Below are 20,689 nucleotides of genomic sequence, written 5' to 3' on the forward strand. Positions count from 1 at the left end.
TGGTATGTCATGCGTTCTCTCATACGGCAACATCATCAAGGCTTCACCTTACTGGAAGTGCTCCTAGTATTGGTACTGTTATCCATCAGTGCCGTCGCAGTCATTTCGACCTTACCTCAGCCGCAAGACGAACAAGTGAAACAACAAGCTCAGCGCTTATTCCAAAGGCTTCAGCTCTTCAATGAAGAGGCCATGTTAGCTGGAAAGGACTTTGGAATACGAGTTGATGAAGATAAAAAGCAGTATGTGTTTCTGGAGCTCCAAGCTGACGGTTGGCAAAGAGTGTCATTGAATCAGATTCCTGAAGAAACCACGTTGCCGGAAGAGATGACTGTCAAACTCGATTTAAGCAATGGTGTCTGGGGCAATGATGACCGATTGTTTGAACCTGGTACTTTGTTTGATGAAGATATGTTTGCTGACATCGAGAAAAAGAAAAAAGCAGAAAAACCGCCGCAAGTTTTTATTCTTTCCAGTGGAGAGATTACGCCGGGAGCCTTTGTTTTAGCGCCTGTAAACCGAGCGCTTAAAGCGCAGTCTTGGTATGTACAAATCCAAGATAATGGTTCGTTACAGCTAATGGACGACAAGGATTGGAATGAAAACAAACGCTAAAGGGATGACCCTACTTGAGGTGTTGATTGCCCTTGCTATCTTTGCAACGGCGGCCATTGCGATCATTCGTTCCGTGAGTCAGCATATCAATACCTTAAACTATCTAGAAGACAAGGCCTTTGCTGCAATGGTGGTGGATAATCAAATGGCCAAGGTTATGCTTGATACGTCTGCGCTTAAAGCCCAAAAAGGGAGCGAGAAATTGGCGGGACGCGAGTGGTTTTGGAGCGTCACTCCCGTAAAAACATCTGATAATTTACTTAAAGCTGTTGATGTGAGTGTGGCACTAGATAAAAAAGCCAGTCCCATCGTGACGGTGAGGAGCTACGTTGATAGGTAAGCGTTCTCAAGGCTTTACACTGATTGAAGTATTAGTGGCTATCGCCATCTTCGCAAGTCTCAGTATTGCTGCTTATCAAGTGGTTAACCAAGTTCAGCGAAGTAACGAACTCTCGCAGGAGCGCAGTGCTCGCTTGCAAGAAATCCAGCGAGGTTTTGTCTATCTGGATAGTGACTTTAGGCAAATGGCACTTAGGCAGTTTAGACACGAGGGAGAGGCACCGTTAAATCGCTTGATCTTGTGGCAGCAAAACTTATTGGAGTCTGAAGGTAAAGGGTTACTTTTTACTCGTCTAGGATGGCTCAATCCGCAAAATCAATTTCCGCGTGGTGAAGTAGCGAAAGTTGGCTATCGACTAAAACAGGGCAAACTAGAAAGAGTATGGTGGCGCTACCCTGACACGGCTGTGGGCGAGCCTCCTGTGGTTCTCCCTATCTTTAGCGGTGTAGAAGACTTTGACATGCGTTTTTACAACGGGGAAACGTGGCTTAAAGAGTGGCAAGCAGACTTGTCACTGCCATTAGCTGTGGAGATTAAGCTTACCTTCGAAGATTATGGCGAGATAACCAGGATTTACCTGACTCCTGCAGGTACCATTAACGCGTCATCGGCACCTAATAATGGTGATGGGAATCAAGATGGTAGTGGGAATCAAGGTGGTAATAACCAAGGAGGCAACTCGTGAAGAGAGTGATGCCTAACTCCCAAAAAGGGGTTGCCTTGATTGTTATTCTGCTGCTTTTAGCCATCATGGTATCAATAGCCGCTACGATGTCTGAGCGCTTGTTTAGTCAGTTCACTCGAGCATCGAATCAGGTTAATTATCAACAGGCCTATTGGTATGCCATTGGTGTTGAGGCATTGGCCTCTGTTGCGATAAAAGAGAGCTACAAAGATAACAAAGACAGTATTAATCTGAATCAACCTTGGGCTCTTGAGGAGCGCACTTATCCTCTCGATTACGGTCAAGCAACTGGCTACATTCGAGATATGCAGTCATGCTTCAATGTCAATGCTCTGGCGAATGTGACACCGAATGCCAATAGCGCCACTAAACCATTTTTGGTACGTTTCTTTCAGCGATTGCTGGAAGAAAGTGAAGTCGAGAATTACCAAGCCGAACAAATTGCTGATTCGACTTGGGAGTTTATCAATAAGGAAACGACTGTTCGCTCCGTGTCTGGAGTTGGAGACAGTTACTACGAGTCTTTGTCGCCAGCGTACGTTGCCGCTAATGGTCTAATCGCCGACAGTTCTGAACTGAGAGCAATTAATCAGATGTCTGGTGAAGCTATGTTGAAAATTGCTCCACTAGTCTGCGCGTTACCAACATCCAGTTGGCAGCTCAATGTTAATACGATTTCGGTCGAGCAAGCACCGTTACTCGCTGCGTTATTTGCACCGAATTTGTCGGTGGATAATGCCAAACAGCTTATTGAAAATCGCCCCTTTGATGGGTGGTCTGGTGTGAATCAGTTTTTAGCAGAGCCACAAATGGGTGCGGTGGATGACAATACAAAGCAGCAAGGTTCTCCTTTCCTGACTGTGGACAGTGTTTACTTTGAGTTAGATGCGCAGGTAGTTGTGGACGAATCAAGACTGCGATTAAGAACCTTATTTTTTAGCCAAGATAGGCAAGATGTGACGGTAGTGCGCCGTCGATTTGGAGGATTTCGTGAGCGAGTTTTTAACCGTTCGCCTGAATAGTCAGCCGACTAGCCCTGTACATTGGGCGGTTTGGTCGACCAATCAGCAAGAAGTGATAGCGAGTGGTGTGCTTGACAGTTTAGCGCAGCTCGAAGAGATCAAGGAATACGCGCAGCAGCGTGTCACAATGCTTATGCTATGTGCACAGGATGTTCACTTCGCTCAAGTTGAGATCCCAGCAGGTGGAGCTAGGCAGTTTGAAACCATGCTGCCATTTCTTGTAGAAGATGATATTGCTCAAGATGTCGAGCAGCTTCACTTTACGATTCTTAATAAACACGCTGACAAAGCGGCAGTGTGTGCGGTTGATAAGCGCTATTTATCTGATGTGCTTGAGGCGTTTTTGCAACATGGTATTGAAGTTAAAAAGGTCGTTCCTGATGTTTTAGCTTTGCCCAAGACACAACATGTTTCTGCGATTGAAATGGATGAGCAGTGGCTGTTTCGTACCTCTGAATGGTCGGGTATGACGGTTGATAACAACTGGCTTGAAGCGGTTATTAAGTCGGATTATTTATCCTCTCGGGAGCAGCAAGATCAAGAAGAGTCTGCAGTAGTAGTCGTAGAGAGCTATTCAGAAGAACCTACGATTGTTGCTTCGTATTCTGACCATGTTTCATGGCAAACTTTGCCAGCAGAACCCGCCATGGCACTACTTTCAAAAGGAGTGGTGGATAGCGGCTTTAGTTTACTCAGTGGTGACTTTAAACCTAAAGCTTCTTTCTTAAAACATTGGAAAGTTTGGAAGAAAGTAGCTATCGCGGCCTCAATACTTATCGTTGCTCTGATTGCGGAACAAGTAGTGCTTGTTAATCAGTATGAAGCTCAAGCAGCAGCTTACCGAGCGGAAAGTGAACGTATTTTCCGAAGCGTGTTTCCAGATAAGAAACGCATTCCTACAGTGAGCTACCTGAAGAGACAAATGCAAGATGAGCTAGGCCGATTAGGTGGCTCCGATATCTCCAGTGCGTCTGTGTTGGAATGGTTGTCGAAATTGCCCGACACCGTGGGTCAAGTGAATGGCATGCAAGTTGAGAGTTTTACCTTTGATGGCAATCGCAATGAGGTTCGTATGAGTGTCACCAGCAAGGATTTTGAAAGCTTTGAAGCGGCAAGAATAAAACTGGAAACGCAGTTCGATGTGTCACAAGGTCCCCTTAACCGTAATGGTGAAGTGGTGATGGGTAACTTTGTGTTGAAGGCAAAATAGGGTCAATCATGAAAGGTCTACTTCTTAGCGCACAAAGCTGGTGGCTTAGCATCAGTCAAAGGGAACAGCGACTGGTTTTGGCATGTTCTGTCGTTGCCATTATTGGGATCATCTATTGGGGGATACTCGCCCCATTTGCTCAGCGAACTGAGAATGCCCAAATGCGTATTCAGTCAGAGCGTCAATTGTTGTCTTGGGTAAGTGAACAAGCCGATACCATCGTTGAAAAACGTCGTGCTGGCGGTGTGGTTGTCTCCAAGCAGCCTTTAAATCAGGTTATCACGTCGTCAACAAATCGATTTAATGTCGAGTTGATTCGAATGCAGCCTCGTAACGACCAGTTGCAAGTCTGGATCAAACCGATCCCATTTGAGTTCTTCGTAAATTGGTTATTCTATTTACAGGAAAACCACGGAGTGACAGTGGAAAATATGGATATTGATAAGGCGGATTTGAGTGGTGTGATAGAAGTGAACCGTCTGCAATTTAAAAGAGGTAGCTAAGTGAAACGAGTCATTAAGTACGCGTTACTTTGCACCAGTGTGTTTACCGCTAGTGCTATCTATCACTTGCCTGCGAGCGTGGCATTGAGCTTCTCACCGTTGCCTCAAGGTGTGTTTATTGATAGCGCAGAAGGAACGGTTTGGCAGGGGCGAGCTCAAAATGTACGAGTTCAGAACTACCAACTGGGAGAACTTAACTGGTCCTTCTCATGGTCGAGTTTGCTAACTCTGTCCCCAGAATATGCCGTTAGGTTTGGCCGAGGCAGTGCTATTGGTCTCTCTGGAAAAGGGAATGTCGGTATTAGCTTCTCAGGACCTTACGTGGAGACCTTGTTAGCTTCGATACCGGCAGATACCGTTCTGCAATATTCTCCTATGCCCGTGCCTGTTTCGGCAGGGGGGCAGCTTGAATTGGCGATCAGATCGTTGCAATACCAATCTCCTTGGTGTGGAACAGGAGAGGGCAGTCTGTCATGGAGTGCTGGCTATATTGAAACCCCTGTCGGCAGCTTAAGCTTCGGGCCGACTATTGTTGATTTGGCGTGTAATGACAGTGTATTAACCGCGAAAGGCAGTCAATCTAGTAAGCAAGTCTCTAGTGAGTTCTCAGGGCAGCTGACGCCGAACCGACAATATCAATCCAGCGCGTGGTTTAAACCGGAAGGTGATTTCCCTGCGACCATGCGTCAGCAGTTGAGTTGGCTAGGTAACCCTGATAATCAAGGTCGTTATTCCTTTAATTATCAAGGAAGATTCTAGGAAATGGAGACGAAGTTGTTTGCTGAGTTAACAACTAAAAAGGAGGCTTAGCCTCCTTTTTAGTTTTATTGTAGTGTCTATTCTTGAATGAGAATCTTATCCCAAGCTAGCGATTGATCGCCAATCACAATGAAGTTTGGATTTTCCAATGTCTCTCTTTGATTGTAGGACAGCGGACCTAACTCGGTACTTAAGATGGCACCGCCAGCTTCTTCGACAATGCATTGGGTTGCTGCTGTGTCCCATTCACCTGTTGGGCCTAAGCGCAGGTAACAGTCCACCGCGCCTTCTGCCACTAGACACGCTTTTAGTGCCGCAGAGCCAAGAGGAACCAAATCGTAGTTCCACGCAGAGCTCATTCTTGCTGTGACACGATTGATATTTTGGCGGCGACTAATCGCAATCGCGATGGATTGATCTTGAGCATCATGTTTGAGGACATTAATTCTCAAGCTTTCATCCATGGATGGTATTTTCCAAGCCCCTTTATTCTCGTAGGCATAATAAGTCACGCCTGACACGGGCGCATAGACGATGCCCATAATCGGCTTATGGTTGCGAACCAGTGCAATGATCGTAGCAAAATCGCCACTGCGAGCAATGAACTCTTGAGTGCCATCAAGCGGGTCAACAAGCCAATAGGTATCCCATTGCGAACGTTGTTCAAGGCTAATATCTGCTGCTTCTTCAGACAGTACAGGGATATCTGGTGTTAATTGACTGAGCTTTTCAACAATCAGCTTGTGAGCTGCAAGGTCGGCGGTGGTGACTGGAGTCTCATCTTCTTTGGTAAAAGCCTCATATTGCTTGTTTTCATAGATGTCTAATATGAGCTGTCCAGCAAGGCGAGCAATGCTGATGGCGTCGGGAATGAGGTGGGAGAGATCTTTATTCAGTGCCGTCACGTTATAGTCCTAGTTCTGACTTCATTCTTAACATCAGCAGTAATGCGGTAATACTGCGCGCTTCGGAGAAATCCATATGAGAGAGGAGTTCATCTGCTTGAGCCAGTGGCCATTTCACTATCTCTAAAGGCTCTGGTTCATCGCCTTCAAGCTGTTCAGGGTACAGATCTTGAGCAACAAACAAGGTCATGCGACTTGAAAAATAAGACGGTGCTAAGATCACTTCTTTTAGCGGAGTCAGCTTATTTGCCCCAAAGCCGATTTCTTCTTTCAACTCTCGCACCGCTGCTTGGTCAGGTGACTCGCCAGGGTCGATAAGTCCTTTAGGAAAGCCCAGTTCGTATCGCTCTGTGCCAGCAGCGTACTCGCGTACCAATAAAATATCACCATGCTCTGTAATAGGAACCATCATGACTGCGTTACGACCACTTGGCTTCATTCGCTCATAAGTGCGCTTAGTACCATTAGAAAACGCTAAGTCTAACGCCTCAATCTTAAATAGCCGAGATTCGGCAACGGTCTTTTGGGCTAAGATTTCAGGTCCTTTTTTGGACGGCATGGCTTATCTCCTTAGCGTTGTTCCACATAGATTAATGATGTGAGCGTGCGGAACAGAAATTATTGTACTGCTTAATATATATAGGAATTGAGTCATCGCCAAATAGAACCATAAAAAAACAGAGCGCAAAGGTTTCCCTTGGCGCTCTGCTCGAACTTCATGGCCGCGTGGGCGAAAAAGTCACTTAGTAGTATGAGTGCTCGCCACGATCGTGCTCGGTCATATCTCTAACCGCTGTAAGTTCACCAGAGAACTCTTGAAGAAGTTGTTTCTCAATACCTTCTTTCAGGGTTACATCAACCATGGAGCAACCGTTACAACCACCGCCAAACTGAACGATGGCAATACCGTCTTCAGTAATTTCCATCAGACTAACGTGGCCACCGTGACCAGCAAGCTGTGGGTTTACTTGAGTTTGGATAGCATACTCGACACGTTCCATTAATGGCGCATCATCAGCGACTTTACGCATTTTCGCGTTTGGTGCTTTTAACGTAAGCTGTGAACCCATTTTGTCGGTGACGAAGTCGATCTCAGCATCTTCAAGGAAGGGTAGAGATAACTCATCAACATAAGCAGATAGGGCTTCGTATTTAAATTCTGTGTCGTTTGACTCAATCGCTTCTGGTGGGCAATAAGACACACCGCATTCAGCGTTTTGAGTGCCTGGGTTAACGACAAAAACACGGATGTTCGTACCCTCTGGCTGTTGAGCCAGTAGTTTGGCAAAGTGGCTTTGTGCACTTTCTGTAATAGTAATTGGATTTGACACGACGAATACCTGAGTATAGTTGTAGGTTATTACCACTATTCTACTCCTGTCGTGAGTAGATGCCAAAATTATTTGTCTGTATTGTGTGCAACTTGAAGTTCCAGTGGATTACCGACTCATTTTGGCGTGCGGCACAAGCAGTAAATATCGATTTTTTCTACCCCTACATCAAGCAATAATTCGCTTAAATGTCTGACAGTTGCGCCAGTTGTGACCACATCATCAATTATCGCAACATGACTTGCTTTTGGTCGCTGATGTAATGAAAACGCTTGGCGAACATTACGCAGCCGTGCGGTTTTATCTAAGGTTTTTTGCATTGGGGCTCGAGCATGTTTGAGAAATACATTAGGCATGAGTTGAGTTTGAGGCGCGGACTTAGCTATCTCGTTAGCGAGCACTTCACTAAGATTAAATCCCCTTAATAGATATTGATGCCAGTTCATTGGTACGGTGACCACTAAGGGAGCGGGGTGAAGAATTAAACCGCTGAGCATACGAGCTAGAGGAGGAAGTAGCCAATAGCGTTTCTGCCGCTTTATCTGCTGGATGAGCGTTGAAAGTGGGTATTGGTAGTCACCCAAACAGTACATTTGATGCCATGGAGGCGGTGACTTAAGGCACTGGCCACACTTATCGGCCTGTGTTTCTATCTTTAAACCGCAGCAACGGCAGCGTTTAATGTGTAACGCCATTTGTCGATGACAATGCGAGCACCATAAATGGTGCTCCTTGGTTGAGTCGATACGTAAACCGCATAAATGACACAGAGAGGGTATTGGAAGTGACAGTTTCATTGGTCTAATTTGACGTTTGAGAATATCTGTTTAGCATGAAGCAAAACAACCCCAACGTAGTATGAATTCGGTAGGAGATAACGTGAGCTCAGCATCAAAAGTACATTGGCATTCTGAAGGTCAGGGACCCGATATCGTTTTGCTTCATGGTTGGGGCATGAATGGGGCGGTATGGTCCAAGTGCAGTGCCGAACTGGCTCAGTCTTTCACCGTGCATAGCGTTGATTTGCCCGGTTATGGTTTCAGTCATGATGTTGAGTATCAGTCCCTTGAGCAGTTTTGTGAGTTATTACTGGCGGATGCTCCCGACCAAGCCATTTGGTTGGGTTGGTCTTTAGGCGGGTTAGTGGCGACTCACATAGCTCATTATTATCCGCAAAGAATCTCGCAGCTGGTGACATTAGCAAGCTCGCCCAAGTTCTCTGAAGGTGAACAGTGGCGCGGGATTAAAAAGGATGTACTGGCTGCATTTACTGAACAGCTAACTGAGAACTTCAAGCTAACCATCGAACGATTTATGGCACTGCAAGCCATGGGCAGTCCAAGTGCTCGTCAAGATGTGAAACAACTAAAAGAAGCGGTGTTATCGCGGCCTATGCCTTCTCAAGAAGCGTTGATGCTAGGACTGAATTGGTTGGACTCCCTCGATCTGCGTCAACAGTTGGGAGAACTATCGATGCCAGTTCACCGTTGGTATGGTCGATTAGATGGTTTGGTGCCAGTGCGCGTTGCAAAACAGCTAGATGAGCTCACATCCGGTCATCAATCACATGTATTTAAGGATTCTTCGCATGCTCCGTTTATTACCGAGCAAAGCGGTTTTATCGACAAGGTGCAGGCGCTAGTTCGCTGATATTTGCAGGATTTTTACACAAAATCGGTAAAGCTTTATGCATTTTGTCCGATACTGTATTGAGATGATTGACGATATTTCAATCAGCTAAAGATAAGGCTAAGTGTAGAGGTATTGGCTGGAATCACTCATTGCAGAGGAGAGTGACCATGATCGTGTCACCCAACAGTGTAAGTGCCCCGGTTATTGCACCGTCCGTGAATCCACAGACAGAGCAAGTGGCTCGTGATAACAAAGTGAGAGAGCCGATCATTGCTCCCGTGGAACTGGCGAGAACCAATGCAGAACGACGCATCAACGAGGATGAAAAGCGCCGTAAGCGCAGTGCCTGGGATCCTGCTGAACACCCTGAGTATGAAACGGAAGAAGAGGATTCTCAGCCGCATAATCCGGTAGAAAATTGGTTTCGGTTGTTGTCGCTAAATACCTATAGTCAGTCGCAAGGGAAAGGCTATGCTATGCGCTTTCGTTTACCGAAGAAAATAGTCGATGCAGCGATACTCGAAGGGAAGATGGCCAAACGTCGCACCGTGATTCGTTATCATTATGGCCATGCAGTAGCGCCTAATACACCCTCTGATATTCTTGCGGTCACTTAGTTGAACGGTTCGATATAACGTGAATTAAAAAGAGCACCTTAAGGTGCTCTTTTGTTATTGATAGAAACTACTTTTTCGCCTTGGCAAACGCCGCTGCGAATGCGCCACCCATGGCGCTATTACCGGATTCCTGACGAGGTTTGTGTTGACGCTGTCCGCCTCGAGGCTCTCTCGGCTTTTGAGATGAGCTGCGGCTAGTTCTGTTATCTTGTCCAGGTTCATCGTTTAAACGCATAGACAGGCCGATGCGTTTACGGGCTGCATCGACTTCCATTACCTTAACTTTAACGATGTCACCTGCTTTAACTACTTCGCGAGGGTCGGCGACAAACTTATCCGTTAGAGCTGAAATATGTACCAATCCATCCTGATGTACACCAATATCCACAAAGGCACCAAAGTTAGCGACGTTAGACACCACACCTTCTAGCACCATGCCGGGTTCTAAGTCGGAGATCTTGTTGACCCCTTCAGCAAAGGTTGCAGTCTTAAACTCAGGTCGAGGGTCACGGCCTGGCTTATCCAATTCGCGGATAATATCGGTGACAGTTGGTAAACCAAATGTCTCGTCGGTGTAATCAATGGCGTTAATAGACTTCAAAAAGCTGCTATCACCGATAATCGTTTGCACTTTACGGCCAGTTTTCTCAGCAATTGTTTTAACTACTGGATACGCTTCAGGGTGAACCGAAGATGCATCAAGCGGGTTTTTGCCATTCATGATGCGAAGGAAACCTGCGCACTGTTCAAAAGCTTTAGGACCTAGACGGGCGACTTTCTTCAAGGTTGTACGGGCCTCGAAGCGGCCATTTTCATCACGATAGTCGACAATGTTTTGCGCCAGTGTTGATGAAAGTCCTGCCACTCGAGTGAGTAGTGCAGCTGAGGCCGTATTTACATCAACCCCAACGGCGTTTACGCAATCTTCGACTACTGCATCTAGGCGTTTAGCCAGCATGGTTTGACTTACATCGTGCTGATATTGACCAACACCAATAGACTTAGGGTCGATTTTCACCAGTTCAGCCAGTGGGTCTTGCAGTCGGCGTGCAATAGAGACGGCACCACGTAGTGACACGTCCATGTTTGGGAACTCTTTGGCAGCAAGTTCCGAGGCTGAGTACACTGAAGCACCAGCTTCGCTGACGATAATTTTCTGAACTTTAAGATTGCCACGTTTAATCACATCGGCAGCAAAGCTGTCTGTCTCGCGTGAGGCAGTACCGTTACCAATCGCGATTAGGTCGACATTGTATTGACGCACTAACTGCTCAATAACCTGTGCTGACTTATCGTATTGCTTTTGCGGGGGGTGAGGGTAGATGGTCTCTGTTGTTAACACTTTACCTGTAGTGTCGACGACAGCCACTTTACAGCCTGTTCTCAAACCAGGATCTAGACCTAATGTTGCTCTTGGGCCAGCAGGTGCGGCCATCAGGAGGTCTTTCAAGTTTGTAGCGAACACGGTAATGGCATCGACTTCCGAGCGTTCTTTGAGCGCGCCCATCAGTTCGGTTTCCATATGCATGGATACTTTGATGCGCCATGCCCAACTGATGACTTGTTTGCGCCAAGCATCCGCTGGCGCTTGGCTTAGATGAACACCATAATGCTCTGCAATGATGGTTTCACAGTGAGACTCGCGCGCGTTTTCTCGATTAGCAGGATCGGCGTTGAGGGATAATTGCAAGAAGCCTTCATTGCGACCACGAAGCATGGCCAGTGCACGGTGCGACGGAACTTTGCTGATGGCTTCGTCGTGTTCAAAATAGTCCTTGAACTTCTCGCCTTCGTGTTCCTTGCCTTGGATAACTCGAGCACTAAGTTCCGCATTACGGTTTAGGTAGTGACGAATTTTCTCTAATAGGTCTGCATCTTCAGCGATGCGCTCCATGATGATAGCGCGTGCACCATCAAGAGCGGCTTTGCTATCTGCGACACCCTTTGACTCATCAACGTACTGTTGGGCAGCGTCTTCCGGAGTATGACTTGGTTGATTCCAAAGCAGATCTGCAAGTGGCTCTAGTCCTGCTTCAATGGCAATCTGCCCTTTGGTGCGACGTTTTGGCTTGTATGGTAGATACAGATCTTCAAGACGTGTTTTGTTATCGGCGTTTTCGATTTCAGCGCGTAATTCGGCACTGAGTTTGCCCTGCTCATCAATGGATTTCAGAATTGTCTGACGTCTTTCGTCCAATTCTCTTAGGTAACTAAGGCGAGAATCCAAAGTACGTAATTGGGTGTCGTCAAGCCCGCCTGTTACCTCTTTTCGGTAACGTGCAATGAAGGGTACGGTGTTGCCGTCATCAATCAAAGTGACAGCAGCTTCAACTTGCTTAGTGCTGACGCTCAGCTCTTTAGCAATCAGTTGACAGATAGCTTGGCTCATCCGTGTATTCTCTTGTTGTGTGTTAGGGAAAGGAAGGTCCTTTCTTCGATATCTATAGGATATAAGGGCTTGAGCTAAGTTTTGCAATTGCTTGGTTATTTTTCTCTATCACTTAGCCGTGAAACACTTCAGTAATTTGCTAATTTATTGATAATCGCGTGGATATTCCGTTAATTTTCTGTAAAGTTAAAGAGAGTTGGCAATGAATTACAGTGGCCGTTGTCTCAAGACAAACGGGGTATTAAAAGTCGGTCAATGAATGGATGTATTAAAATGAATAGAACAGCAACTAAGTTGGCGTTAATTCTCGCCTCAATGACCAGTGGGTGGGCTATGGCTGCACCAGATCTCTCTACTACTCAAGCACCTGTACTTTCTATCGAAGATAAACTCGTCTTAGGTCGCGTTGAGAGTGTGTACTATCAAGATATTGATGCACTTAAAGGTATCCCTTTTGTTGGCAAGATTGATACCGGTGCGGACACTACATCGATGCACGCTGAAGATATCCATGTCACCAGCGACAACCCAAAGTACCAAGGGTTAACTGATGAGAAGCTGTTGCAGACCATCGTAGATGAGTATGGCGGCTCTGCCAGTGACTGGTGGCTAGAAGAATTTGATAATGAAGAACGAAACTTCGGTGGTATGGTGACTTTTACGCTTCGTCACCCATACACCGGAGAGAAAATCACTATGGAGCGACCTTTGACGCGCACCAGTGTGATTCGTAGCCGAACCAGTGCGACACCTATCTATCGCCCTGTGATTACTCTGCCGCTGACTATTGCAGGTAAAACGGTAGAAACCGAAGTGAACTTAACTGACCGAAGTGGTTTTAGTGCTCCTATCTTAATTGGTAAAACGTTCTTAGCTGACAATGCTTGGGTCATGGCTGGTTACGACTATTTGCAAGAACAGAAAGACGCTCAAGTTATTGGTCGTCGTGAGTCTGGTGAAGTTGATGGTGTGCCAGTCGATGTAAGCCTATCTTTGCAAAATAACTACAGCATTCTTAATGCGCAGAATGTTGAAGTAAATAAAAAAGATAACAGCGTAAGCTTTGACTTAGCGGGTAAAGAAAACGCGAAAAAGCGTGTGACGTATCCATTGGTGAAAATGCTCTCTGTCAGTGGTAATGAATACCCAGTTGTTTTTGTACCGTTCAAAGGTGGTAAAGACTTTGAGCAGACGATTCAGGTGTATTTAAAAGACCGCTCTAAATACAGTACTCAGCTTCGATTGGGCCTAGACACACTTAGTAAAAACTTTATTGTCGATACGGGTGCCAAAGATAAGCTGGACAAGAAGAGGCAGAGCTTTGAGTCTCGTATGAAGAATAAACCGCTGGTGGTTTCACCTGTGGAAAGTCTGATTCTTGATGGCTACCAGTTAAACGCTGAGCCTTCTTTTGCGGTTAGCACGCCATTATTAAAAGTCGCTAGCTTTGAAATGATTGAAGCTAAAGGTCGTGACAAAGTGGAGTACTACTTATCTAACGACCAAGGTAATGAAGAAAAAATCCGCAAGACCATTCTTCGTAAAATAAAAGTAGGTGATACGGTGCGACCGGTTGTCGACGGTGAGTTTATTGTTGGCGACAAAGAAGTGACGGTTGAATTTGCTTTGGAAGCTTTGGATAGTGATGAAGGTGAAGAGCCTTACTTCATCATAGGTAAGAAAGCGACGAAAGCTGGTGTCTTGGTGAATACTCGAAGTGAAAACCTGCTGGACGCCTATCCTATCTTTACCGCAGGTCACATAGAGAATGCAACGGTGGAAGGCTTGAAGTTCCCTGTGAAGCTTGATACCGGCGCTGATGTTAGTTCAATGAATGCATTGGATATTAAACAGTTCAAGAAAGACGGTAAAGACATGGTGACCTTCACTTATGCCAATGATATGGGGATGAAGCAAGAATTCACCCGTGAAGTGGTGGATGTAATGCGCATTAAAGCGAAGGCGGGTGAAAAAGCCAATGTGCGCCCAGTGGTTGAAATGCGAGTGAAACTTGGCGATGTCGAGAAGACGGTTCGAGTCAATCTACAAGACCGCTCTCGTTTCCACTACAGTATGATTTTAGGGAAAAACTTCCTTAAGTACGGCGTAGTAGTTAGTAGTGATGAGAACTTCCTATTAGGAAATGATATCGGCAGTCACTAACTCAAACGTGAGCCAATAAAAAACGGCAGCGCCTAGGCGCTGCCGTTTTATTTTCTAGAGATTATTGCTGTTCATCTTTTTTGCTATCAGCATCGAGTTTCTTTTCTGAATCTGAGTTGTTGTCGACTTCTTCGTATTCTTCATCATCAGAACCATCGATCATACTGTGCTTCTCTTTCCAGTGTTCCCAACGCTGGTAAGCCAGTTCTTGCATGTCTGTGGTTTTGTCTGCTTCGTCGACGATCTCTTGGCCTAGTAAGTGCTCAAAAATATCTTCTAGCGTAATGATGCCCTGTATGGTGCCATATTCATCCACAATCATTGCAATCTGTAGGCGTGCAGCCATCATTTGCTCAAAGGCTTTAGGCAACATAATCGTGTTAAACAACACGTGGATAGGGCGCATTACAGACCCTAACTGTTTTTCACCACTGCCTTGTTGCTGCAACTTGAACAATTCCAGACGGTGTACAAACCCGAGGATATTGTCTTTTTGTTGGCTATAGACCAGCGGACGAGAGAACGGAGTCTCTTTATGCTGGTCCAAGAATTCATTGATGGTCATTTCAGCTGCAACACGGAAAACCACCGGGCGCGGTGTCATAACCTGCGTTACCGGGATATCTTGAATATTAAGAATATTGTTCAAGATATTGGATTCACCCTCAGCAAACTCACCACTTTCTTTTGCCAACATCGCCATCGCAGACAGCTCATCACGCATCTTTGGCGCTTCATGACCACGAGCCAGACGCTTAGTGATCTGCTCAGAAAACCAAACAAATGGAGTTAGTGCCCATACCATCCAACGTAAAATTGTAGCTGCGGTAGGAGCAAGTTGACGCCAGTAGGTTGCACCAATGGTTTTCGGGACGATTTCTGACAACACTAAAATACCTAATGTCAGTACCGCTGAGAAAACGCCTAGCCATTGACTACCAAACACTTTAGCAGCTTGCGCACCTGCCGTTGCCGCGCCGATGGTGTGCGCGATGGTGTTAAGCGTCAAAATAGAAGCCAATGGTCGATCGAGTTCAGCTTTAAGCTTGCTAAGCTTGTCTGCTGCAGGGTGCTCTTGTTGTCGAAGCTGAGCTAGGTAGCTTGGTGTAATACTAAGTAACACCGCTTCAAGCACAGAACAGATAAAAGAAACACCGATAGCGATCGCTATGTAAACCGTTAAAAGAAACATTCATTTCCTAATATGTGCACACATCAACCTAACTTTGCTGCAAATGAGCCTGTGCATTGTTGGTGAGTGCTTAAAAAACAGTAGCCGCATAATAGATTTATCAGGCTTATTAATTGTGCGGCAGTGCATTTATGGGACTTTATGCAATAAATTACAAGGTTTCAAACTCAATCTTCACGTAACAAATTGTGAGTTATTGCTCATAAAACGGTTAAATCTCGGTCATAAGTGAGAAAGATCGGCTACAAACCTTTGCCAGATGGGGGCTTTATGATTTAGAGTGGGCTCTAACTCGATAACATGAAGAAGGGAAACCTAATGAACAAGACCCAATTAATCGACTTTATCGCTGAGAAAGCAGACCTATCTAAAGCACAAGCTAAAGCAGCGCTTGAAGCGACGCTTTCAGGTGTTTCTGAAGCGCTAACTGAAGGTGACCAAGTTCAACTAATTGGTTTTGGTACGTTCAAAGTAAACCACCGTGCAGCTCGCACTGGTCGTAATCCAAAAACTGGTGAAGAGATCCAAATCGCTGCAGCGAACGTTCCAGCTTTCGTAGCTGGTAAAGCGCTAAAAGACGCAGTTAAATAATTTCTACAGCACCGATGAGTTTTCATCGGTGCTGTTTTCCTTCCTATGCGGTTGATCGATAAACGTGTTAGCCGATGTAATGCGCTTATCCATCAATCTCTCCTCCAATACTCTGAATTGAAGTGAACGCCTTGTCATTAACGCTGTCCTACAGTTAGTAGAAGCTGTTGTTTGCCTACGTTGCTTTTGTTTGAGGTTATAGACATCAATGAAGAAAACTCTGTTGGTATCACTATTAGTTGCAACGCTCGCTGGTTGCTCTTCTTCTCCGTCACCATCTCTGAATCAGTATTCGGAATACACAGGTGGTCAAACGTTAGGGGATGCAACGAGTTTGTATTGGTATACCGAGCGGCTGACAAAACCGTTCAGTGCTGCTGACTATGTCAATATGAATGACTATGGTTGGTATAAGTCCAATTATCGTTGGAGTGGTGACACACTACGTGAGTTTGTGCGAGAAGGGGTGCAGAATGAGATTGAGTCAGGTTCAGTCAATTACCGTATTCACGTGCGCTTCAATAAAGATGGCGAAGCTATTTATCAACAATACCGTCGAAATGGTAAAGTCCTACCCATCAAACGTGCTCAGTTAGAAAACTACCAGCGTGAAGCTGACTTACTTGTGGAAAGAGTAAAAGAGCAGGATAGTGATGGTTTAGAGCTTATCCAAGGTCATTGGGATGGAAAGTCGCTGGAAACCTGTAGCGGTATTGAATTTAACAATATTAAGTTTGAACAGAGTTTGCCAGACTTTGTAGTGCAGCGTTTGGCGGAAGTGGAAAGCTATGTCGCGTTTTTAGGCAGTACTCGACTGACTGGAGCAAAAGTAGAACAATTGCTAATGCTCTCTGATGGTTCGACCGATTGTATTAAGCGTCCCGTGCTTGCCACTGAATAACCAGTGCAACGTGACTAGACCACGGAATAAAAAAGGCGCTCTATTGAGCGCCTTTTTTATTCCGTTCGATAGAGCGAAAGCTACTCGCCTTGCTCGCGTGCAATGGCACGATAACCGATGTCGTTGCGGTGGAACATGCCGTCCCAGGTGATCTTCTTAGTCAGCTCATAAGCGCGTGCTTGAGCTTCAGATACTGTGTTGCCCAGTGCAGTTGCACAAAGCACTCGACCACCGTTAGTCACAACATTGCCGTCTTTGTCTGTTGTACCTGCGTGGAATACTTTCTCACCTTCCACTTCTGTTGTTGGTAGACCAGAGATAACATCGCCCTTGTTGTAAGATGCTGGGTAGCCACCTGCCGCTAGAACGATACCGATAGAAGCACGTGGATCCCACTTAGATTCAACTTGGTCTAGTTTCTTATCGATCGCCGCTTGGCACAGCTCAACCATGTCTGATTGCATACGCATCATAATAGGTTGTGTTTCTGGGTCGCCGAAACGACAGTTGTATTCGATAACTTTAGGCGTACCGTCTTTGTCGATCATTAGACCCGCGTATAGGAAACCAGTGTATGGGTTACCTTCTGAAGCCATACCGCGAACCGTTGGATAGATAACTTCTTCCATGATGCGGTTGTGGATTTCTTGAGTAACCACTGGAGCAGGTGAGTATGCGCCCATACCGCCAGTGTTAGGACCTGTGTCCTTATCACCGACACGTTTGTGGTCTTGGCTGGTTGCCATTGGCAATACGTTTTCGCCATCAACCATCACGATGAAGCTTGCTTCTTCGCCATCTAGGAACTCTTCAATAACCACGCGGCTACCAGCGTCACCAAATGCGTTGCCAGCTAGCATGTCTTTGATTGCATCTTCTGCTTCTTCAAGCGTCATCGCAACGATAACACCTTTACCAGCAGCAAGACCATCAGCCTTAACAACGATTGGTGCGCCTTGCTCACGAACGTAAGCCAGTGCAGGTTCAATTTCCGTGAAGTTAGCATAAGCGCCAGTTGGGATAGCGTGACGAGCTAAAAAGTCTTTGGTGAACGCTTTTGAGCCTTCTAGCTGAGCTGCAGCTTGAGTAGGACCAAAGATCGCTAGACCCGCTTCTTGGAATGCATCAACAACACCAATCACAAGCGGTGCTTCAGGACCAACAATCGTTAGCTCGATGTTTTTATCTTTTGCAAATGCAACCAGACCTTGAATGTCTTCAACGTCAATCGCAACGTTCTCTAGCTTAGGCTCAAGCGCAGAACCTGCATTGCCTGGTGCTACGAAAACAGTTTCAACATTTGGATTCTGAGCCACTTTCCAACCCAGAGCGTGCTCACGACCACCAGCACCAATAATTAGAACGTTCATTTAATAATCCTTTCAAAATTTGGATTACTCTAAGCAGTTGGTGTTGCAGCACTAATGTGGCTACAGCACCAAATGCGACGAGTAATTAGTGACGGAAGTGGCGCATGCCTGTGAAGATCATCGCCATGCCATGCTCATCAGCGGCTGCGATAACTTCGTCATCGCGCATAGAGCCACCTGGTTGGATAACGCACTTGATGCCAGCTTCTGCTGCAGCGTCAATGCCATCACGGAACGGGAAGAACGCATCTGATGCCATCACGCAGCCTTCAACCTGCAGACCTTCGTCAGCAGCTTTGATACCAGCAATTTTCGCAGAGTACACGCGGCTCATTTGACCAGCACCTACGCCGATAGTCATGTCGCCTTTCGAGTAAACGATCGCATTGGATTTCACGTATTTAGCCACTTTCCAGCAGAATAGTGCATCTTTCAGCTCTTCTTCGGTCGGTTGACGCTTAGAAACTACTTTAAGGTTATCAAGTGATACCATGCCTTGGTCACGGTCTTGAACCAGAAGACCACCGTTAACGCGCTTAACGTCAAAACCAGTTGTTTTAGTTGTCCACTCGCCACACTCTAGTAGGCGAACGTTTTTCTTAGCGGCAACCACTTCTACTGCTTCAGCTGAAACAGAAGGTGCGATAATCACTTCAACGAACTGACGCTCAACAATGGCTTTCGCTGTTTCTGCATCTAGCTCTTGGTTGAAGGCGATGATGCCGCCAAACGCTGATGTTGGGTCAGTTTTGTAAGCGCGGTCATACGCTTCAAGGATGTCTTTACCCAGAGCAACACCACATGGGTTTGCGTGCTTAACGATAACGCAAGCTGGCTCATCAAACTCTTTCACACACTCAAGTGCAGCGTCAGTGTCAGCGATGTTGTTGTAAGACAGCGCTTTACCTTGAATTTGGTGAGCGGTAGATACAGACGCTTCTTCTGGGTTTGCTTCTACGTAGAATGCAGCGTCTTGGTGGCTGTTTTCACCGTAGCGCATGTCTTGTTTCTTCACGAACTGTTGGTTGAACGTACGTGGGAATTTAGACTCTTCATCACCCTCTTTGTTCTCACCGTAAGATGGAACCATAGTACCGAAGTAGTTAGCAATCATGCCGTCGTAAGAAGCTGTGTGCTCGAACGCAGCGATAGCTAGGTCAAAACGTGTCTCTAGAGTCAGAGACTTTTCGTTTGCGTCCATTTCAGCAATAACGCGGTCGTAGTCGTGTGCGTTAACAACGATAGTCACATCTTTATGGTTTTTCGCAGCAGAGCGAACCATAGTTGGACCACCGATATCGATGTTCTCAACGGCGTCTTCTAGCGTGCAGCCTTCTTTAGCAACCGTCTCTGCGAATGGATAAAGGTTAACGACAACCATATCGATAGGGTTGATACCGTGTGTTTCCATAACAGCGTCGTCTTGACCGCGACGACCTAGCACACCACCATGAACTTTAGGGTGCAGAGTCTTGACGCGACCATCCATCATTTCAGGGAAGCCTGTGTAGTCAGATACTTCAGTTACTGCGATGCCTTTCTCTGCAAGTAGGCGAGCTGTACCACCTGTTGATAGGATATCAACACCACGTTGTGCTAGCGCTTCGGCAAACTCAACAATACCAGTTTTGTCAGATACGCTGATAAGAGCGCGGCGAATTGGACGAGCGTTATTCATGCTTCTGTCTTCCTCAAAATCACGGAGTTAACGTTGCTGTGTGTAGGTGTTTATACCTACGGCATAAAGATAGTTGCCAAAATAGCGTGGCTTGCACCATCATAGGGACAGGTCACTAATACTTTGGCAATTATCCTTGAGCAAAAAAGCATCATTTGTGTCGATGGCGCGTATTCTAACCAATCTATTACAAAAAAGCTCGCGCAATCGTTTGGCATCGCAAAAAAAAGTGCAAAAAAAAGGATTATAGGCCAGTTTTGTAACAAAGAGGTTAATTTAAACGGTTATGTTTCAGATAGGTGAGTTAGCAAAACGCTGCAAAGTCACAGCGGATACGTTGCGATTTTATGAGAAAAACCAACTTATCGCTCCCGCAGGGCGCAGTGAATCTGGGTATCGTCTTTATAATGAAGAGAGCCAAAAGCAGGTTAGTTTTATTTTAAAAGCCAAAGAGCTCGGCTTGAGCCTAGACGAAATCAAAGAACTGCTAGGTATTAAACTTGAAGCTACCGAGCATAGCTGTGCAGAGGTGAAAGCTATCACCTCTGCCAAACTTAGCATTATTGATGAGAAAATAGCGGAACTAACACGTATTCGGACTGCGTTGAAAAAAATCAATGACGCGTGTTGTGGGCATGGCCATGATGCCAGTCATTGTTCTATATTGGCTGCGTTGGAATAACCACACCTCATAGGTATCCGCGAGGCTACCAACCTTAGTTTGCACCTTTGATCATCGGCATTGTATAGGTGAAAACTCTCAAGACCTCTATAATCGCGCCTTTC

The 20,689-nt window shown here is 45.9% G+C and carries 21 protein-coding genes and 1 pseudogene; 13 read left to right on the plus strand and 9 right to left on the minus strand.

Annotated elements, in window-relative coordinates; translation table 11 throughout:
- Positions 1 to 9 precede the first annotated feature (9 nt).
- From gspH to VME0621_RS22685, 7 genes are read left to right on the plus strand one after another with little or no spacing between them, the layout of a single operon-like run.
- A complete protein-coding gene (gspH, locus tag VME0621_RS22655) occupies positions 10 to 615 on the plus strand; it encodes a type II secretion system minor pseudopilin GspH (RefSeq protein ID WP_062461620.1) in 606 nt (201 codons plus the stop codon).
- Positions 599 to 955: a type II secretion system minor pseudopilin GspI gene (gene gspI / locus VME0621_RS22660; RefSeq protein WP_062461623.1), complete on the plus strand. Its 357-nt coding sequence runs from the start codon at positions 599 to 601 to the stop codon at positions 953 to 955. The genes gspH and gspI overlap by 17 nt, the downstream gene beginning before the upstream one ends.
- Entirely contained in the window at positions 945 to 1,640 is a 696-nt protein-coding gene (gene gspJ, locus VME0621_RS22665; RefSeq protein WP_062461627.1) for a type II secretion system minor pseudopilin GspJ, read from the plus strand. Before gspI ends, gspJ begins: the two co-directional genes overlap by 11 nt.
- Before the next feature lie 8 nt (positions 1,641 to 1,648).
- Positions 1,649 to 2,662 (plus strand): type II secretion system minor pseudopilin GspK, encoded by a 1,014-nt coding sequence (gene gspK / locus VME0621_RS22670; protein WP_038222770.1) that lies wholly within the window; start codon positions 1,649 to 1,651, stop codon positions 2,660 to 2,662.
- A complete protein-coding gene (gene gspL, locus VME0621_RS22675; protein WP_006073379.1) occupies positions 2,631 to 3,872 on the plus strand; it encodes a type II secretion system protein GspL in 1,242 nt (413 codons plus the stop codon). Before gspK ends, gspL begins: the two co-directional genes overlap by 32 nt.
- An 8-nt stretch (positions 3,873 to 3,880) precedes the next feature.
- Positions 3,881 to 4,375, plus strand: a complete 495-nt coding sequence (locus VME0621_RS22680) for a type II secretion system protein M (RefSeq protein ID WP_031493654.1) — start codon at positions 3,881 to 3,883, stop codon at positions 4,373 to 4,375.
- Entirely contained in the window at positions 4,376 to 5,134 is a 759-nt protein-coding gene (locus tag VME0621_RS22685; protein WP_062461630.1) for a type II secretion system protein N, read from the plus strand.
- A 77-nt stretch (positions 5,135 to 5,211) separates the two neighbouring features.
- Here the strand turns inward: VME0621_RS22685 and cysQ are convergent, their stop codons facing one another.
- The 4 genes from cysQ to VME0621_RS22705 form a co-directional block, all read right to left on the minus strand.
- Positions 5,212 to 6,039 carry a 3'(2'),5'-bisphosphate nucleotidase CysQ gene (gene cysQ, locus VME0621_RS22690; RefSeq protein ID WP_370736794.1) on the minus strand — a complete coding sequence of 276 codons (828 nt, stop codon included), beginning with the start codon at positions 6,037 to 6,039 and terminating at the stop codon, positions 5,212 to 5,214.
- 1 nt (position 6,040) lies between these two features.
- Positions 6,041 to 6,598 (minus strand): ADP compounds hydrolase NudE, encoded by a 558-nt coding sequence (nudE, locus tag VME0621_RS22695; protein WP_031493657.1) that lies wholly within the window; start codon positions 6,596 to 6,598, stop codon positions 6,041 to 6,043.
- 184 nt (positions 6,599 to 6,782) lie between these two features.
- The gene (gene nfuA, locus VME0621_RS22700; protein ID WP_031493658.1) at positions 6,783 to 7,370 is read right to left on the minus strand and encodes a Fe-S biogenesis protein NfuA; all 588 of its coding nucleotides are present in this window, start codon (positions 7,368 to 7,370) and stop codon (positions 6,783 to 6,785) included.
- A gap of 116 nt (positions 7,371 to 7,486) precedes the next feature.
- Positions 7,487 to 8,167: a ComF family protein gene (locus VME0621_RS22705; protein ID WP_065311742.1), complete on the minus strand. Its 681-nt coding sequence runs from the start codon at positions 8,165 to 8,167 to the stop codon at positions 7,487 to 7,489.
- 61 nt (positions 8,168 to 8,228) lie between these two features.
- Here VME0621_RS22705 and bioH point away from each other — a divergent pair, with 61 nt between their 5' ends.
- Both bioH and VME0621_RS22715 read left to right on the plus strand, forming a co-directional pair.
- Positions 8,229 to 9,020, plus strand: a complete 792-nt coding sequence (gene bioH, locus VME0621_RS22710; protein ID WP_006073396.1) for a pimeloyl-ACP methyl ester esterase BioH — start codon at positions 8,229 to 8,231, stop codon at positions 9,018 to 9,020.
- Between the two features lie 149 nt (positions 9,021 to 9,169).
- Positions 9,170 to 9,619: a hypothetical protein gene (locus VME0621_RS22715; RefSeq protein ID WP_006073398.1), complete on the plus strand. Its 450-nt coding sequence runs from the start codon at positions 9,170 to 9,172 to the stop codon at positions 9,617 to 9,619.
- 67 nt (positions 9,620 to 9,686) lie between these two features.
- Here the strand turns inward: VME0621_RS22715 and VME0621_RS22720 are convergent, their stop codons facing one another.
- Positions 9,687 to 12,008: a Tex family protein gene (locus VME0621_RS22720; RefSeq protein WP_062461638.1), complete on the minus strand. Its 2,322-nt coding sequence runs from the start codon at positions 12,006 to 12,008 to the stop codon at positions 9,687 to 9,689.
- Positions 12,009 to 12,281: 273 nt separating this feature from the next.
- On the opposite strand from VME0621_RS22720, the gene VME0621_RS22725 reads away from it, so the two are divergent.
- Positions 12,282 to 14,171: a putative ATP-dependent zinc protease gene (locus tag VME0621_RS22725; protein ID WP_062461641.1), complete on the plus strand. Its 1,890-nt coding sequence runs from the start codon at positions 12,282 to 12,284 to the stop codon at positions 14,169 to 14,171.
- A gap of 61 nt (positions 14,172 to 14,232) precedes the next feature.
- Here VME0621_RS22725 and VME0621_RS22730 read toward each other — a convergent pair whose 3' ends face one another.
- On the minus strand, positions 14,233 to 15,363 hold the full coding sequence (locus VME0621_RS22730) for a CNNM domain-containing protein (protein ID WP_062461645.1): 1,131 nt from the start codon (positions 15,361 to 15,363) through the stop codon (positions 14,233 to 14,235).
- A gap of 318 nt (positions 15,364 to 15,681) precedes the next feature.
- Here VME0621_RS22730 and hupA point away from each other — a divergent pair, with 318 nt between their 5' ends.
- The gene (gene hupA, locus VME0621_RS22735) at positions 15,682 to 15,954 is read left to right on the plus strand and encodes a nucleoid-associated protein HU-alpha (RefSeq protein ID WP_006073404.1); all 273 of its coding nucleotides are present in this window, start codon (positions 15,682 to 15,684) and stop codon (positions 15,952 to 15,954) included.
- A 208-nt stretch (positions 15,955 to 16,162) separates the two neighbouring features.
- Positions 16,163 to 16,855, plus strand: a complete 693-nt coding sequence (locus VME0621_RS22740) for a DUF1481 domain-containing protein (protein WP_062461648.1) — start codon at positions 16,163 to 16,165, stop codon at positions 16,853 to 16,855.
- Positions 16,856 to 16,935: 80 nt separating this feature from the next.
- Here the strand turns inward: VME0621_RS22740 and purD are convergent, their stop codons facing one another.
- The 3 genes and pseudogenes from purD to VME0621_RS27030 form a co-directional block, all read right to left on the minus strand.
- A complete protein-coding gene (gene purD, locus VME0621_RS22745) occupies positions 16,936 to 18,225 on the minus strand; it encodes a phosphoribosylamine--glycine ligase (protein WP_062461650.1) in 1,290 nt (429 codons plus the stop codon).
- An 85-nt stretch (positions 18,226 to 18,310) separates the two neighbouring features.
- Positions 18,311 to 19,903: a bifunctional phosphoribosylaminoimidazolecarboxamide formyltransferase/IMP cyclohydrolase gene (gene purH / locus VME0621_RS22750; RefSeq protein ID WP_031493222.1), complete on the minus strand. Its 1,593-nt coding sequence runs from the start codon at positions 19,901 to 19,903 to the stop codon at positions 18,311 to 18,313.
- Positions 19,904 to 20,062: 159 nt separating this feature from the next.
- A pseudogene (locus VME0621_RS27030) lies at positions 20,063 to 20,158 on the minus strand (phosphoribosylamine--glycine ligase); the annotation flags it as partial.
- Positions 20,159 to 20,189: 31 nt separating this feature from the next.
- Between VME0621_RS27030 and zntR the strand changes: the two are divergent.
- Entirely contained in the window at positions 20,190 to 20,585 is a 396-nt protein-coding gene (zntR, locus tag VME0621_RS22755) for a Zn(2+)-responsive transcriptional regulator (RefSeq protein WP_006073412.1), read from the plus strand.
- Positions 20,586 to 20,689: the final 104 nt, after the last annotated feature.

It is taken from the genome of Vibrio mediterranei, assembly GCF_900088415.1.
In the GTDB taxonomy this organism is placed as follows: domain Bacteria; phylum Pseudomonadota; class Gammaproteobacteria; order Enterobacterales; family Vibrionaceae; genus Vibrio; species Vibrio mediterranei.